13 protein-coding genes and 1 riboswitch are annotated in these 15,109 nt (G+C 55.8%); of the genes, 7 read left to right on the plus strand and 6 right to left on the minus strand.

Going from position 1 to position 15,109, the window contains the following annotated elements; genetic code table 11:
- Nucleotides 1-244 precede the first annotated feature (244 nt).
- From ABE504_RS20495 to ABE504_RS20505, 3 genes are read right to left on the minus strand one after another with little or no spacing between them, the layout of a single operon-like run.
- Nucleotides 245-1,048, minus strand: coding sequence for an energy-coupling factor transporter transmembrane component T family protein (locus ABE504_RS20495; RefSeq protein ID WP_430092076.1), 804 nt, complete (start codon nucleotides 1,046-1,048; stop codon nucleotides 245-247).
- Nucleotides 1,039-2,775: an ABC transporter ATP-binding protein gene (locus tag ABE504_RS20500; RefSeq protein WP_430092078.1), complete on the minus strand. Its 1,737-nt coding sequence runs from the start codon at nucleotides 2,773-2,775 to the stop codon at nucleotides 1,039-1,041. The genes ABE504_RS20495 and ABE504_RS20500 overlap by 10 nt, the downstream gene beginning before the upstream one ends.
- 4 nt (nucleotides 2,776-2,779) lie before the next feature.
- Nucleotides 2,780-3,385, minus strand: coding sequence for an ECF transporter S component (locus tag ABE504_RS20505; RefSeq protein ID WP_430092080.1), 606 nt, complete (start codon nucleotides 3,383-3,385; stop codon nucleotides 2,780-2,782).
- Nucleotides 3,386-3,593: 208 nt separating this feature from the next.
- Nucleotides 3,594-3,704, minus strand: a riboswitch (TPP riboswitch).
- 136 nt (nucleotides 3,705-3,840) lie between these two features.
- Between ABE504_RS20505 and ABE504_RS20510 the strand changes: the two genes are divergently transcribed.
- Nucleotides 3,841-4,572 carry a DUF3105 domain-containing protein gene (locus ABE504_RS20510; protein ID WP_430092082.1) on the plus strand — a complete coding sequence of 244 codons (732 nt, stop codon included), beginning with the start codon at nucleotides 3,841-3,843 and terminating at the stop codon, nucleotides 4,570-4,572.
- Here the strand turns inward: ABE504_RS20510 and ABE504_RS20515 are convergent, their stop codons facing one another.
- Complete coding sequence (locus ABE504_RS20515; RefSeq protein ID WP_430092084.1) at nucleotides 4,573-5,352, minus strand: helix-turn-helix domain-containing protein; 780 nt, start codon at nucleotides 5,350-5,352, stop codon at nucleotides 4,573-4,575.
- A 109-nt stretch (nucleotides 5,353-5,461) separates the two neighbouring features.
- Here ABE504_RS20515 and pyk point away from each other — a divergent pair, with 109 nt between their 5' ends.
- The 4 genes from pyk to uvsE all read left to right on the plus strand — a co-directional run bounded on the left by pyk (nucleotide 5,462) and on the right by uvsE (nucleotide 8,910).
- On the plus strand, nucleotides 5,462-6,892 hold the full coding sequence (pyk, locus tag ABE504_RS20520) for a pyruvate kinase (protein WP_430092128.1): 1,431 nt from the start codon (nucleotides 5,462-5,464) through the stop codon (nucleotides 6,890-6,892).
- A gap of 141 nt (nucleotides 6,893-7,033) precedes the next feature.
- A complete protein-coding gene (locus tag ABE504_RS20525) occupies nucleotides 7,034-7,300 on the plus strand; it encodes a BrnT family toxin (protein ID WP_430092086.1) in 267 nt (88 codons plus the stop codon).
- Between the two features lie 2 nt (nucleotides 7,301-7,302).
- Nucleotides 7,303-7,662, plus strand: coding sequence for a CopG family antitoxin (locus tag ABE504_RS20530; protein ID WP_430092088.1), 360 nt, complete (start codon nucleotides 7,303-7,305; stop codon nucleotides 7,660-7,662).
- Between the two features lie 300 nt (nucleotides 7,663-7,962).
- A complete protein-coding gene (gene uvsE, locus ABE504_RS20535) occupies nucleotides 7,963-8,910 on the plus strand; it encodes a UV DNA damage repair endonuclease UvsE (protein ID WP_430092090.1) in 948 nt (315 codons plus the stop codon).
- A 252-nt stretch (nucleotides 8,911-9,162) separates the two neighbouring features.
- Here uvsE and ABE504_RS20540 read toward each other — a convergent pair whose 3' ends face one another.
- Nucleotides 9,163-10,020, minus strand: a complete 858-nt coding sequence (locus ABE504_RS20540) for a YihY/virulence factor BrkB family protein (RefSeq protein ID WP_430092092.1) — start codon at nucleotides 10,018-10,020, stop codon at nucleotides 9,163-9,165.
- 121 nt (nucleotides 10,021-10,141) lie between these two features.
- Here ABE504_RS20540 and ABE504_RS20545 point away from each other — a divergent pair, with 121 nt between their 5' ends.
- Complete coding sequence (locus ABE504_RS20545; protein WP_430092094.1) at nucleotides 10,142-12,508, plus strand: ATP-dependent helicase; 2,367 nt, start codon at nucleotides 10,142-10,144, stop codon at nucleotides 12,506-12,508.
- 699 nt (nucleotides 12,509-13,207) lie between these two features.
- Here ABE504_RS20545 and ABE504_RS20550 read toward each other — a convergent pair.
- On the minus strand, nucleotides 13,208-13,489 hold the full coding sequence (locus tag ABE504_RS20550; protein ID WP_430092096.1) for a hypothetical protein: 282 nt from the start codon (nucleotides 13,487-13,489) through the stop codon (nucleotides 13,208-13,210).
- A gap of 372 nt (nucleotides 13,490-13,861) precedes the next feature.
- Here ABE504_RS20550 and ABE504_RS20555 point away from each other — a divergent pair.
- A partial coding sequence (locus ABE504_RS20555) for an FG-GAP repeat domain-containing protein (protein WP_430092098.1) occupies nucleotides 13,862-15,109 on the plus strand: 1,248 nt, incomplete at its 3' end.

Consider the following 15,109-nt stretch of genomic DNA (forward strand, 5'->3'; position numbering starts at 1 on the left):
AAGCGGTAAATACAAAAAAAGGGCAGTAACAGCCCAGTAACAGCCTGCCCTTTGAGATAAGGTACATTACCATTTAGTGGAACTAACCTGCCCGTTAGCTTAATGCCACCCACCAATTTACAAAATTTATTTTCACGGGACATAAGGCTAGAATGCCCGCCTTTTCGAGACGCTCGCTTGCGACCGTTAATCCGAGCATGCTAAAAACGGCTGCCCCTGATCTTCGGGGGCAGCCGTTTTTAGGTTAACGAACGTCGGTCACCGCGACGACCGGATAGTAGGCGGCCAGCTCGTGCGCGGCAACGAGCAGGACGAGCCAGTACGCCACGTACGCGACATCAAGCAGGCTGTAAGTGACAAGGTAGTAATACGTCCGCCGCTTGCTCAGCGAGAAGCGCTTCGCCTCCATCGCGACAGCGGTGCGGTGCGCGCGGCGGATGCTCTGTGCGAGCAGCGGAATCGCGTAGCGGCGCAGCACGCCGTACACCCGCAGCAGCGGGTTCCACGGCTGCCCGGGGGGCTTGCCGCGCACCTTGAGCGCATAGCGGAGCGTCTGGAACTCCGTCAGCATCACCGGCACCATCCGCAGCGCGGCCAGGAAGCTGTACGCGTACTTCGGCGGCACCTTCCACTGCTGCATCAGCGCATAGAACAGTGAGACCGGCCGCGTCGTCAAGCTGAACAGCAGGCCGACTGCGGCGATCTGCATGCCGCGCAGGCCGAGATGAATGCCGCGGTAGAAGCTCTCCGCGGTAATATGGATAATCCCAAGGTGAAACCACTCCGTTTCCCCTTGGCCGAACATCATCATCCCGAGCGAAGACGAGATGAAAATGAGCAGGAACGGCGACGCGTACAGCAGCAGCCGCTTCCAGGGATGCCCGCTCAGCACGGCCAATGGCAGCAGTGAGCCGAGTGTCACATACAGCATCGTGCTCAGGTTGTGTGTAAACACCACCACGATGAAGAGCACGACCGCCGTGACCAGCTTGATACCGGGGTTCACGCGGTGCAGCCACGTTTCGCGGTGCGGAAACGTCAATTGCATAAGGGCACCTCCTTGCCGGAGGCGGAGGTGTGGGCGAGCGCGGCTGCGTCCGCGGGCCGCGCCGATTCAGGCCCGCGCGCCCCGCGGGCCGCCGGTGCCTCAGGTCGCGCCGCTTCGCGCACGCAGCCGTCAGCGACATGCCAGACGCGCGTTGCGAAGCGTCTGACAAGCTCGGGATCGTGAGTGACCATCACGATCCCCGTCCCGGCTGCGCGCAGCCGCTCGAGTCCCTCGAGCATGCGCAGCGTGCCGTGCGCGTCGAGCCCGAACGTGGGCTCGTCGAGGAGCAGCACGCGAGGGCTTCGCACCATCGCGGTCGCCACGGACAACCTGCGCTTCTGCCCCAGCGACAGGGCAAACGGATGCCGCTCGCGGAGCTCGAGCAGGCCGTACTGCCGCAGCAGCGCTTCGCGCGCGGCCCGCATGCTTTCCTGCTGCACCTTCGGCTGCAAGTAGGTCAGCTCCTCTTCCACGGAATTCGTGACGAATTGGAATTCCGGGTTTTGAAACACGAAGCCGATGCTGGCCGCGAGCTGCTCGACTTTACGCCCGGCCGTACCGGCCACGCGGCACTCGCCGAGCGTCGGCAGCAGCCCCATGATCGCGAGGAGCAGCGAGCTTTTGCCCGCGCCGTTCGCGCCGACGACGGCGATCCAGTCGCCACGGTTGACGGTTAAGTTATCCACAGCGACTGTAACTTTGCCACCCCGGAGCGCCTCGAACTGCTGAAACGAGAGAACCGTGGACGAGCTGTCAGCCGTGAGGGGGCGTGGGTCGTGCGGGTTATGCGGGTCGTGTTCTCGCCTTTGACCTTGGCTCTGTTCTTGCCCTTGCTCTTGCTCTTGCCCTTGCTCTTGCTCTTGCCCTTGCTCTTGCTCTTGCCCTTGCTCTTGCTCTTGCCTTTGCCCCTGCCCTATCACTCGGCCTTGGCAATGCTCCTGCCACTCTCGCACTTCTAACCCACGCTCTTCCTCCCTCGCCGCGTCCCAATCCTCCCACACGCCGGGATACCAGATCCCCGCTTCCCGCAGGAACGGCTTCATCGTACGGAACACCATCTGCGGCGCGCCGTCTGCCAGGATCTCCCCCTCCTCGGAGAGAACGATCAGCCGGTCGATCAGATCGAGGATGCCGTCGATTTTATGCTCGACGATGACGAGCGTTTTGCCAGGCGCGATGCTGCGGATCGTCTCCCACACCTGCGCCGTTCCTTCTTCGTCCAGCAGCGCGGTTGGCTCGTCGAGAAACAGCGCCTCCGGCTCGAGCGCAAGGACGCTCGCCAGCGCCAGCCGCTGCTTCATGCCTTGCGACAGCTCGCTGATCAGCGTATGCGCATTCGGCAGCCGCAGCCCGACCAGCGCCAAATACTGCGCGATCCGCGCTGGCATTTCTTCGCGCGGCACCTGTCGATTTTCGAGGACAAACGCGATCTCCTCATCAACATACGGCATGCAGAACTGCGTATCCGGGTCCTGGAACACATAGCCCCAGCGCTCCGGTCGGTGAATGGCGTCGGCCTTGAGCGGCAGCTCCACGATGTCCGGCACGATGCCGCTCATCACCTGCAGCAGCGTCGATTTGCCGCAGCCGCTCGGGCCGAGCAACAGTACTTTTTCCCCTGGTTCAATGGAACAGGAAAGCCCTTTGAAAATCAGCTCCCCCTCCGTCCCCGGATACTTCAACCTGAGATTTGCAACCTTAATTCTGTCGTCCGCCTGCAAACTCATGGCGTTACCCGAGCGCGTCGTAATCTTTGGAGGATACCGGACGGACCAGATTCAGCACGCCCGTACGTGCCAAGGCGCTGGTCAAATAATACGCGAACACACCTGCAATAATGGCGCTGCCGATCAGTCGAGTGACAATGAATAACACATAGTTCCAGAACGCCAACTGCTCAATATATCCGTAATAGCTGTCCACAAACAGGGAGAACACGGCGGAACCCAAAGCGGCTAGCATCGTCACGCCCACGTTCACCCGACGATAGCGGAACGCAGCAAAAACAAGCTCCGCCCCCAAGCCCTGCAGCAATCCGTACACCAACGTCGTAACGCCCCAGGAACCGCCGTACAGCGCTTCAACGGTCGCCGCCGCCAGTTCCGCTAGCAGCGCCACCCATGGTTTGCGGATCACCAAGAAAGCGAACGTTCCCGCCATAAACCACATGCCATAGCTCAATTGTTCCGCATGGAGGCCCAACGGCTTCAGCAGGTCGTACATTGGCCCCCAGATCCGGTAAATCACGCCGAATACTGCCGCGATCACAATCGTGATCAGGACATCGGTCAGTTTTAATCCTTTTGCTGCTCTCGGTTGTGTTTCTTTTTGCGCCATCTTGCTTCGACTCCTTTGCATGGATCGTATTAAATGAGATAGGCGAACACGTGTTATCGTGTCAAAACAGAACGGATACGCCGTCCTCGTGGACGTGAGCGTTTAAAGCGCAGGCATGACGCCTCGCGCGGGCCCGTACTATGCCAAAAAAGCCCGCCGAATTAACGGCAGGCTTAAAAATTTGTGCATAAGGAGTCCATTTCCTGACTCAAAGGGCACCACATTTTCTCTACGCTGGCATTATCCAGATCAGATTAACGGTCAGCGGCATAAGGCCGCTATCTCAGCCTGACTTCATCAAGCACCCGTGTTGCTATTCATTTGGCTTAACTGTAGCGGATTCCCAGCAGTTTGGCAATCCCTTTTTTTCATCAAGATAGAAGTTGACGCCGCCCGGTATAAAAACTACAATTTGTAGTGTCATCATTATTCTCGAGATAAAGGAGCTTCGAACCATGGATCATTCCACGCTACAGCAGAACTCGCAAGTGCCGATCATTCTGCTTATCATCGGCCTCGTTGTACTCATTGCCGCTATTCTCGGCTATGTCTTCGCTTCGCGTACGAACAAAGGCAATACATCCCGGCTGAAAAAGGCGGAGAAAGAAGCGCTTCATAAAAAATATAAACGCATTCTTCTCATCTCGCATTCCCTGCTCATTATCGCGATCGGCTTTGCCGGAACAGGCTTGATTCAGCGCTCGGCGGGCAAATACGATCTGGACAAGCTGAATTTGGGTGCACCGATTCAAGTGACGACCGACAAAGATTACGGCCGCGACCATGCGGAAGGCACGCTGATGTACGAAATGAAAATTCCGACGTCCGGCACACACAGCCCGCATGATTTGAAGTTCGGCTTTTACAAGGAACGTCCGCCAATGGAGAAGCTCGTCCATAATCTGGAGCACGGGGACATCATCATTCACTACCACCCCGACGCACCGAAAGAGCTGCTCGATCAGCTCGAATTCCTGACGCACTTTACCAAAGAAGGCGCCGGCGTGCTGGCCGTTCCGAATATGGACGTGCCTGCGGATAAAGAGGTTGTCGTGACCGCATGGACGAAAACGATGGCGCTCACCAAGTACGACGAAGCGTCGGTCGGCACGTTCATCTACACGTACATCAACAAAGGACCTGAGCAAATCCCACCGAATGTCCGTCTGGGCGGCGGGACGATGTAGCTACTTGCGGATGTCTTCCCGGTCCGATACGAGGTCCGTCGGAACAAGCCCTGTCTGTCTGCGAAAAACGCGATAAAAATATGACGGATCGTTATACCCGATAAACTCGGCGATCTCCGTCACGGTGAGGGCGGAGTGGCGCAGCATATAGACCGCCGTTTTGATGCGCGTTACATGGACGAACTCGGAGATCGTCTGTCCCGTCACTTTGCGGAACAGCGTGGCCGCATAGTTCGGCGACCGCTCGATATGCGCGCCCAGCGCTTCTTTGGTCACATGCTCGCGGTAATGGTCTTGGATATACGCCTTCATCTGCTCGGCGAGTAAGGTAGTTCCCGTCTTCGTGGCGGCCTGGCCCCACTCGCGCTGCAAATACACGAACAGCTCTTGCAGGAGCGCTGCGCACAGCGTCCCGGCATAGGGCTGTTTGTCCTGCCATTCACGGTGCATCAAGCGCAGCTTGTCGGCCGTGAGATCGAACTTTCCCGTTCGCTTGCAGACGGTCTCCGCTGCTTGCAGTAAAGGCAGCTCCGTCTGCCCGTCCGGCTCGAAGACGAGCACGAATTTCTCGTGAATTTTGGTCGGCACACTGCGTCCATAATAAGGGATACCCGCCGGGATCAGCAGATACTGCCCCTTGTCCAGCACCAGTTTCTTGTCGCGAACGGCGTACATGCAGCGCCCATACAGCACGAACACGAACGTCATTCCACTTCTCGCTTCGGCTCGTTCCTCGTTCCATGTGCCGCTTTTCTGATAGGTAAACTCCGTTATTCGCATCCTCCAACCACTCCAATAACGTACTATAGTCCATATCTAATACTATCATTCATAGCAACGCAGCTCAAGAAGGCCTATAATGAAATCAACATATTTCGACATGAGAGAAATGGAGAGACACATCACGATGCGTAAAACGAAAATTATTTGCACCATGGGGCCCGCTTGCGACTCCGTCCCTACTTTGAAAGAAATGATCCGCTCCGGCATGAGCGTCGCCCGCCTGAACATGGCCCATGGCGATCTCGACGAGCACCGCGGGCGCATTCAGCGCGTGCGTCAAGCTGCTGAGGAAATGGGCGTCATTGTCCCGATCCTGATGGACATTAAAGGGCCTGAAATCCGCATCGGCCAACTGAAAGATGCATCTTATGATCTTCAGATCGGAGACCACATCGTCCTCACCACCGAGCAAATCATCGGCGACGGCAGCCGCGTATCCGTCAATTATCCGGGTCTTCCGCAGGACGTGAAACCAGGCAACCTCGTCCTCATCGACGACGGCTCCATCGAGCTGCGCGTTGAAACCATCGACGGCACGGAAGTGACGTGCAGCGTGCTGAACCCTGCCGTTCTCAAGCAGCGCAAAGGCGTCAACCTCCCGGGCGTCCGCACATCCCTGCCAGGCGTGACCGAGCGTGATATTATGCATATCCAATTCGGCATCGAAGAAAAAATCGAGATCGTCGCAATGTCCTTCGTCCGCAACGGCCACGACGTGCGCGAGGTGCGTGCGCTGCTTGAGCAGCACGGGGCTGGCGCAACGCCGATCATCTCCAAAATCGAGAACGACGAAGGCTTGAACAACTTCGCGGACATTCTGGAAGCGTCCGACGGCATCATGGTCGCCCGTGGCGATCTCGGCGTCGAGATTCCAACGGAAGAAGTACCGATCGCGCAAAAAGATATGATCCGCGCCTGCAACCTTGCCGGCAAGCCGGTCATCACCGCGACGCAAATGCTGGATTCCATGCAGCGTAACCCGCGCCCGACGCGCGCCGAGGTGAGCGACGTGGCGAACGCCGTGTTGGACGGCAGCGACGTGGTTATGCTGTCCGGTGAAACCGCGGCCGGGAAATATCCGGTCGAATCCGTGAACACGATGGCGACCATCGCCGAGCGTGCGCAGCAGTTAAAAGCGCCGAGCGCGGCTTTGGAAGCGCAGCTGCAAGACAGCATCGACATCACGGAAGTCGTGTGCCAGGCGGTCGTGGCTTCCGCGAACAAGCTGAAAGCGGCGGCGATCCTGACGCCGACGGAAACCGGCTTTACCGCGCGGATGCTCGCGAAATATCGCCCGGACGCACCGATCATCGCGGTCACGGCGAGCCGCCACGCGATCTCCAGCCTCAGCATGGTACAGGGCGTCATCCCTGTCCTCGGCGAATTCTGCGAATCGACGGATACGATGATTCGCCAAGCGATCACCCAAGCGGAAGCGCTGGGTTATGTGAAAAAGGGCGACCTCACCGTCGTCTCCGCAGGCGTGCCGGTCGGCAAAGCCGGCACGACGAACTTGATGAAGGTCGAGCGCGTATAGACAGTTCAAATAGAAAGCCCCAAACTGCTCGTGTCGAGCGGCTTGGGGCTTTTATTTTTTTATTATTTTTTGATAATTGACGTATATTGTATGTTACAATTGTATATACAATAACATATACATGATTGTGAGGAATCTGGTGTGTCGCTTTTTATTTGGGACGAAGAAAACATCGAACATATTGCTCGGCATCATGTTGAACCATTTGAGGCAGAAGATGCATTAATGGATCCACAACGGGTTAAATTTTCAGCGCATAGCGGTAATTTAGGGATAATCGGTGCTACAGAAGATGGAAGACGGCTGGTTGTCATTTACGTGAAAAAGATTAAAGGAAAGATTAGAGTAATAACTGCACGTGATGCTACTGCATCTGAAACCAAAACTTACAAGAGGAGGAATGGCTAATTATGAAAATCATTACTTCGAAAGATCAAATACCTGAAAATATGAATGACTCGGAAGCCGCCGAATTCTGGTCCAACCACACCATGAGCGAGGAACTATTACATGCTTCGATAATTGAGGAGGAGGACCATGATCTGCCGAAAAGGAAATCTTCGACAATTTCAATTCGTATTGATGAAGATTTGCTCCTCCGTATCCGAAATTTAGCCAGATTACGAAAAAAGGGCTATCAAACACTAATCAAAGAGTTTTTAATTGAACGGACATATGAAGAGGAAAAAAAAATTCTCTTTTTTGAGAGCGATGTTTTAGATTATTATGAACTTGGTCTGAAAGAGGCTGTAGTAGCAAAAGCTGAATAATATACCATAAGTTTGGCCCCTTCATCTTATAAGGGGCCGTTTTCTTGTAGTAGCACCGATGACTAGATACAGACATTGGAGATGTGTCCAGCTTAACACGAGGACTAGCTGTTCGAGAAGCGGACTTGCCCGCCGCCCTAAGCGTGCCAGCTTCGTTAACTCGGCAACCGCCGCTTTGTACTCGTCGTACGTGCTGAAAGCACTCGGATCGTTTTGCACGTGGCTGGCGATCAGTTGAAGTTCTTGTGACTACAGCTTAAAAGAGAAACCTTTAACGAAACTTAACGAGGGGCTGACGTTATGATTATCCGGCTTGGCTATGTATCCACCGCGATCGCGATTTTCAATAACACACCGAGCTCGACGTTTACGTACAAGCTCTTTTCAGAGCGGCCGCGGGAGGAAGCCATGCAGCGTGCCATCGACATCGGCCGCAAAAACCTGCAAGCGACGCAGCGCATCCTCTACTATAATGCGGCACACGGCATCCGGCTGTTTCGCCTCTCGTCCTCTCTCATCCCGTTGGCGACCCATCCGGACGTGCGCATTGATGTCGCGGCCGAGTACACAGACGAGCTGCGCCAGCTCGGTGACTTTGCCAAAGCGCATGATATGCGGCTGAGTATGCACCCGAACCAGTTCACGCTGCTGAACGGCAAAGACAGCGTCGTGCAAGCGGCGATCGGAGATCTGCTGTATCACGCGGCGATTTTGGATGGGATGGGGCTGGATAACTCCGCCATCATCAACATCCACGTCGGCGGCGTCTACGGGGACAAAGAAGCGGCGACAGAAAAGCTGTACAGCAACATGCCACTCGTCCCTCCGCATGTGCTGAATCGGCTGACGTTTGAGAACGACGACAAAACGTACACGCTCAGCGAAACCCTCGCTGTCTGCCAGCGGACGAAGCGGCCCTGCATGCTTGATCTGCACCACGACTGGTGCAACCCGTCCGAGCAGACGCCGAGCGAGCTGCTGCCCGCCATCGCTGAGACGTGGGGCGAGCTGCCGATGAAGATTCACGTCTCGTCGCCCAAGAGTGAAAAAGAATTCCGCTCCCACGCCGACTACATCGAGCCGAAGCAGCTTCTCGCTTTTCTCAAGCGCTGCAAGGAGTATGGTCTTGCGCGCATCGATGTGATGATCGAGGCGAAGGTGAAGGATCTCGCGTTGTTCAGGCTCGCGGAGGACCTCAGTAAGGTCCGGGGGATTAAGCGGCTGGAGGGCGGGGTGCTCAACTGGTAAAGTTCGTACATGACGAAGAACCTGAGGCTTTAACTCAGGTTCTTTGGCGTATTTGTCGGTGCCGGAGCTGTGTAACGGTTGCCGCAGGGCTTATTTGGCTTTCAATACGTCATTTCAAATTGTAACGGTTGCGACAGCGCTTATTTGCTAAAAAACGAGCTAAATCTGGCCGATTTGCCCCAAATAGCCGCTGCTGGAACCGTTAGCCTTGGAAAAGTAGCGTTTGGCGGCAAATAAGCACCAGGGCAACCGTTAGCGATGAGGTGCGGGGTCCACATCCACACTCTCCGCAGCAGCAGCCTGCGTCTGCCGCACATGCCGCAGCGCATTGATTTCTCCGCCGATGACGATGATTATCGCTGAAATATAAAACCACGTCATCAACACGATGATGCCGCCGATGCTCCCGTACGTGGAACTGTAGTTGGTAAACCCGTTCACGTAGAAGGAAAACCCGAGCGACGTCGCCTGCCAGCCGAGGGCGGCGAACAGGGCGCCGGGGAGCACGCTTTTGCACGTTAGGCAGGTGTTAGGCGCGATGTAGTAGATGCCAATAAACACGGCAAAGATGATAACAAAGTTGGCGACCCACCGGAAGTTGTTCCAGATTTCAATATGGGCGGCCGCGATATGGATGTGTTCCATGCTCCAATCCCCGATCCAGTGGCCGAATACGCTGAGCAGCAGCGCGGAGACGATGACGACCAGCATGCCGAGCGTCAGCAGAAAGGCCAGCACACGGGAGTGGATGTAGCTTTTGCGGGCGGGCAGACCGTACGCTTTGTTCACGGAACGCACGATGGCGTTCATTGCGGCGCTGGAGCTGACAAGCGTAAATATCAGACCGAAGGAGAGCGTTCCTCCTCTTTTAATATTCAGCAGGTCACTTAGCGTCTCCTCAAGCCACCCTGCCACCGCGCCGGGAATGTACTCGCGAATCAACGCGATCACATCGTCCGAGGAGAACGGCATGTACGCAAGCAAGCTCATGACTGAGAGCAGCAGCGGGAACAGCGACAGCAAAAAGTAGTACGCACACTGTGCAGCCAAACCCGTCGCATCGTGCTCGGAGAACTGCTTCCAGAGCGTTTTTAGGTAAGAGATCGCCATATGTTGCCTTTTCCTTTCCTCGATCCGAATTTATGGTAGAATAAAGGGCTCAGTGTTTATATGTGAATTGTACCCCAAAGATAAACGGAGTTAACGTCCGAAAACAGGTGAAATGAATACGATGACCGCTCTATCGCACTACCCTGCCCCCACGGGCAAAATCATACCGGAAGGCCGCCCCGTGCCCCACGCACGGACCGCGCCGCCGACCTACAGCATCGACTGCGTACCGGATACGGATGCGGATGCATTTTTCTTTCGCGGGCTGGAGCAGCACGGTATTCTGCTCAATCAGGCTCAGATTCAGGCTGTCCGCCATGTAGAAGGTCCTCTGCTCACGCTGGCCGGCGCCGGCTCAGGCAAAACGACGGTACTGATCTGCCGGGCAGCGTACCTCCTGCGTGTGCAGCGGGTGCAGCCTGGCCAATTTTTGCTGATTACGTTCTCCAAAAAAGCGGCCGAAGAAATGCGCGAACGCCTCGAACGCATGCCAGGCTTGGAAAATTACTCGCTGTCCGCTATGCAGGTGCGCACGTTCCATGCGTTCTGCCTGCGTCTGCTGCGGATGAACGGGTTCGAGCAGGAGATTCTCAGCGACAGCCGCTACCAGCAAATTGTGTTCAAGAAAATCATGCTCGCCATGGGTCTGCAGGACACGTACCAACCGGAGGTGCTGATCGCCCTGCTCTCATCCTACAAAATGGCGATGATCCCGGTCGCCCACATGCCCGAGCAGACGCCCGAGGAGAAGGAAGTTAAGCGTATTTTTGAACAGTATGAGCAGTGGAAAATGGAAAATCGGAAGATGGATTTCGACGATATATTGCTGGAGACCTATGCCTTTCTGCAGGAACGGGAGAATGTCCTTCACGCCCTGCAACGAAAATATACGTATATTAGCGTCGATGAGTTTCAAGATACGAATACGGTACAGTATGCAATTGTCAAAATGCTCGCCGCCCATCACCGCAATCTAATGGTAGTGGGGGACGACGATCAGACGATTTATTCGTTTAACGGGGCGCGGAATGAATTTATTTTAAAATTCCATGAAACCTACCCGGACGCAGCGACCGTTCTGCTCGACATCAACTACCGCTCCACCTCCAGCATTGTCGGGCTGGGCAACGCGATTATCCGGCACAACGTGCAGCGGAAGCGTAAAACGCTTCTCGCCACCAAGATCAGCGACGTCAAGCCGCAGTATGTCAAGCCCGCCAGCAGCGACGAAGAGGCCGACTGGCTAATTCAAGATATGCAGCGACGCGTGGCAGAGGGCTCGTGCGCGTATGGCGACATCGCGATTCTGTATCGGACGGCGAACAACAGCCGAGCGCTCATTGAGCAGCTGATTTTACATAACCTTCCGTTCGTCGACTACAGCAACAGCGACTCGTTCTACGAACAGTGGATGGTGAAGCCGATTATCGACCATTTGCGGATTGCGCAGGAGCGCCGGAATTTTGAAGCGATGGAGGGTGTCCTCCCTACATTATATATCGGACGCGAGCAGGGCATGCGTATCATTCAAAATGGCGAAGCGATTCAGGCCAAAAAGTGGCCGCTCATTCACCTGCTGGTGCTGCCGCAGCTCAAGGATTTTCAGAAGGATAAAATCAAAAGCCGGATCAAGCTCATCAAATCGCTAGCCGAGATGACGCCGCTGGCGGCAGTTCAGGCAGTGCGCAGCGATTTCTATGATGCGTTCCTCGAGACGAACAAGCGGAGCAAGCTGACGCATCACCGCGAGATGCTGAAAGAAACGCTCGATGAGCTGGAGGCTTCGGCGAAGCGGTTCGCGACGCTCGAGCAGTTTCTTTATTTTATCCAGGAAGTGGCGGAAAAACGCATCGAAATGCGGGCGAGCCAGCGCCAGCGCGACCCGGACAAAATCTCGCTCATGACGATCCACAAGTCCAAAGGACTTGAGTTTGAGCTCGTGTACGTGCTGTGCGCGATTGAGGGCAATATGCCTCATAGCACCGCGCTGGAGGCCCGCCAGCTTGGCGATGTGCAGCTGGCGGGTGTGGCGGCTGGCCTGGAGGGCGCGGGCGGCATGGCGCGGGCGGCGAAAGGTCCGGAGGGCGCGGCGAAGACCGCCGCCGCGCTGGAGGAAGAACGGCGACTCGCCTACGTCGCCGTCACACGGGCCAAGGCGGAGCTGGTGATCAGCTCGCCGGCGTTTTATCGCGGGAAGAAGGCGGAGCCTTCCCGGTTCCTTGTGTCCGCGTTCACCGACGCGGACTCGGGAGTGACGAGCCGCCCGGCGCAGCCGGCGGCCGCGGCGGTAAGCCCGCGGCTGCACGAAGCCGCGGGCGGCAGTGCCGTGCGCCGCGCGACGGAGACCGTCGCGGCGTGGGTGTGCGGCCAGGCCGGCTGCAAGGCCTGGTCGCGCATTTCGACGCCGCAGGAAGCGCGGCGTCCGGCGAAGGCATGCCCGCTCTGCGGGGCGGGCATGGTGAAGGGTCAGCGCGAGGTCCCGCGCTGACGACGTGCTGGCGCCTCCTTGCCAAAGGCGGAGGCTCAGCGATCGAGGCGGCAGGCTTATAGCTGCCGCCTTCTTTTTTCCGCCCCGGCTCGCGAGCGGGGCCCCACCTGCACGCTGCTCACACTAGCTATCCACGCTTCATTCGCCCCCACTCATATATTCTCTCGCAACGAAGGCCCTTTCGCGGTTATACCGTTCAATCCAGCACTAAGCCAGCTACATCACTTCACTTACATCACTTACACCATTTCAATCCCTCACCTCCCCCCAATTGGGAGCCTGCTGCTGCCTTTTATCTGTACAAAATACAAGTCCCTCCCCTTAAAACACCTTTTGCGAGCAATTTAACTGTAAGAAATGCATGTTCTCTAGCGAGATCCCGAGATTACGCCGGGTGCTGTGTCCCCCCTTTTTTTTACGTGTAAATTCTTTTTGACATAAGGTGCGGGTAGCGCTGACATTTCTCGTATGAGGGATGTCAGTGTGTTTTTTAACGAATTCGCGTACTCATTCATGGGCGTAACCTCCTCGGTTTTTCAAGGGGCTTCGCCAGACACTTCCAACTGCTTGTCAAGTCTTTTTTCTTTTTCGTGCAAAAAAAACAGAGCAGGCTATCTTTTCGATCACCTGCTCTTTCTCTTGATTTTTGGCACTCCGCCTTAACTTAATGACATTGGGGTTTTGCCAGTCTTCGGAATGTTACCGCCGCATGGGTACCTCCCACCATTTGCTGCGGACTTTGAGCAACCAAGCGGTGGGCGGGCCCGTAGAGGCGAACAGCGAACAGCATCCAGCGGAGCGGCTGGCGATGACAACCTCGGCTCCTTGCCCCCGGGCGATCTGGGCCGTTTCCAACCCGATGCCGAGCTGCCGCCGGAGAAGGTGCCGCCCGACCAGTTGCATAACTGTCATAAACGTTGGATACAGGGTTGTAGCCGACGAGAACACCCACGCTACCCGCCCCCGTAACCGTTCCCCCAACGGAGGATGTCTGCAGAAGTGAATCTGTAAGCATACCTGGGATTCCCCCAAAAAGCGAAACAACCCTTTTTCAGTCAAGCTTCCCGTTTACTTTTTTCCAGAAGCCAAAACAGTCCGCTCACCCCGCTTCGCGGTTTGTTGCCCCGTTAATGTTGATGCTAGAACGGTTCGAATATATCCAATTGCTCGTCAGTCTCGATGCCGCACCCGGGTATCCCGCACTGGATATGAATCTCCGGTTCGGCTTCGACATGCCGTTGAGCGTGATCCCTCTTTCAGAATTCTTTCATTACGCTATGTTAAGCTTAATAATTGGTAGACTTTGGTGCAATCTGTATCATTCCGAGAAACTACCAGAAGAGAGGGCTGTATATGAATTTTCTTAAAAGCCGCTCGTCATTATTGGCGAAGGCTGTACTCGGCATCCTTATCCTATCGATGCTCCAAACGCCACTGCAATCGGAAGCAGCCGGCTATCTAGGAACGGAGTATGCCACAGGCGATTTCCCGATTAAAGTAACCGTTGCCGATTTTAATGGGGACGCGCACAAGGATGTCGCTACTGTAAACAAGTCCAGTGACAATATTACGGTATGGCTGGGTAATGGAGACGGGACGTTCAGGGACAGGGGGACTTACCCCACAGGGGATTTTCCTACCGCGATAACGAACGGAGACTTCAATGAGGACGGCAAGGTGGATCTGGCAATCACAAACCAAATCTCGAATACAGTTTCTATCTTGCTTGGAGTCGGCGACGGAACCTTCGCGCCTGCGTCGAGCTTTGCGGCGGGCTACGGTCCGCAATCCATTGCCACAGCGGACTTCAATCATGATGGGCACGCGGATCTGGCAGTTTCCGCTGATCTGCTATACGTCCTGCTGGGGGATGGGCATGGGGCCTTCGGTACTCCAGCAGGCTTTCCTGTCGGGACAGGTCCTGTAGGAGTCATGCTGGGAGATTTCAACAGTGACAATCATATCGATATTGCCACCGCTAACTTTGCCAGCAATAATGTGAGCGTTCTGATCGGCGACGGTCTAGGTGGCTTTGCGGCTCGTGTTAATTATCCGACAACGGCAACGCGACTTAGTGGTGGCGCTGCCGGCGACGTGGATGGAGATGGGAAGATCGATCTGGTTATCACCCATGAGTTGGGCGGGGCCGGCAAAATCTCGGTATTGTCGGGGAACGGGGACGGGACGTTTAAGCCTGCCGTTCTATATGATATAGGAGGTGTTAGCTCGCGTGCCGTCGTGTTGGGCGACTTCACAAGGGATGAAATCGTTGACTTGGCGGTTAGCGAATACAACGGCACTGGTGCTCTGGTGATCGTGGCTGGTGCGGTCGATGGGCTTGGCAATCGGACCTTTGCGACTGCCGCTGCTTATAATGCCGGAGGGGGCGCTAATGATGTAGCCTCCGCCGATTTTAATGAAGACGGATATTTGGATTTTGCGCTTCCTATGCCTCCGGAGGATAAACTTAGTATTCGGTTGGCAGCAAGGGATATTGCGAATTTACAAAGCGTGGCCTTATCGGGAGGGGCCGTGCTGGATCAAGCGTTTCATGCGGCCACGATGGGTTATACGTCGACTGTAACCAACGCGGTGTATAGT

Origin of the sequence: Paenibacillus oryzisoli (assembly GCF_050467285.1) — a bacterium.
GTDB lineage: Bacteria > Bacillota > Bacilli > Paenibacillales > NBRC-103111 > Paenibacillus_E > Paenibacillus_E oryzisoli_A.

What these genes read in the sequence shown, in the direction of transcription:
- ABE504_RS20500 (WP_430092078.1), bottom strand. Translation starts at nt 2,775, where the DNA reads ATGAGTTTGCAGGCGGACGACAGAATTAAGGTTGCAAATCTCAGGTTG.
- ABE504_RS20510 (WP_430092082.1), top strand. Translation starts at nt 3,841, where the DNA reads ATGGATCATTCCACGCTACAGCAGAACTCGCAAGTGCCGATCATTCTG.
- ABE504_RS20540 (WP_430092092.1), bottom strand. Translation starts at nt 10,020, where the DNA reads ATGGCGATCTCTTACCTAAAAACGCTCTGGAAGCAGTTCTCCGAGCAC.
- ABE504_RS20515 (WP_430092084.1), bottom strand. Translation starts at nt 5,352, where the DNA reads ATGCGAATAACGGAGTTTACCTATCAGAAAAGCGGCACATGGAACGAG.
- ABE504_RS20495 (WP_430092076.1), bottom strand. Translation starts at nt 1,048, where the DNA reads ATGCAATTGACGTTTCCGCACCGCGAAACGTGGCTGCACCGCGTGAAC.
- uvsE (WP_430092090.1), top strand. Translation starts at nt 7,963, where the DNA reads ATGATTATCCGGCTTGGCTATGTATCCACCGCGATCGCGATTTTCAAT.
- pyk (WP_430092128.1), top strand. Translation starts at nt 5,462, where the DNA reads ATGGAGAGACACATCACGATGCGTAAAACGAAAATTATTTGCACCATG.
- ABE504_RS20505 (WP_430092080.1), bottom strand. Translation starts at nt 3,385, where the DNA reads ATGGCGCAAAAAGAAACACAACCGAGAGCAGCAAAAGGATTAAAACTG.
- ABE504_RS20530 (WP_430092088.1), top strand. Translation starts at nt 7,303, where the DNA reads ATGAAAATCATTACTTCGAAAGATCAAATACCTGAAAATATGAATGAC.
- ABE504_RS20545 (WP_430092094.1), top strand. Translation starts at nt 10,142, where the DNA reads ATGACCGCTCTATCGCACTACCCTGCCCCCACGGGCAAAATCATACCG.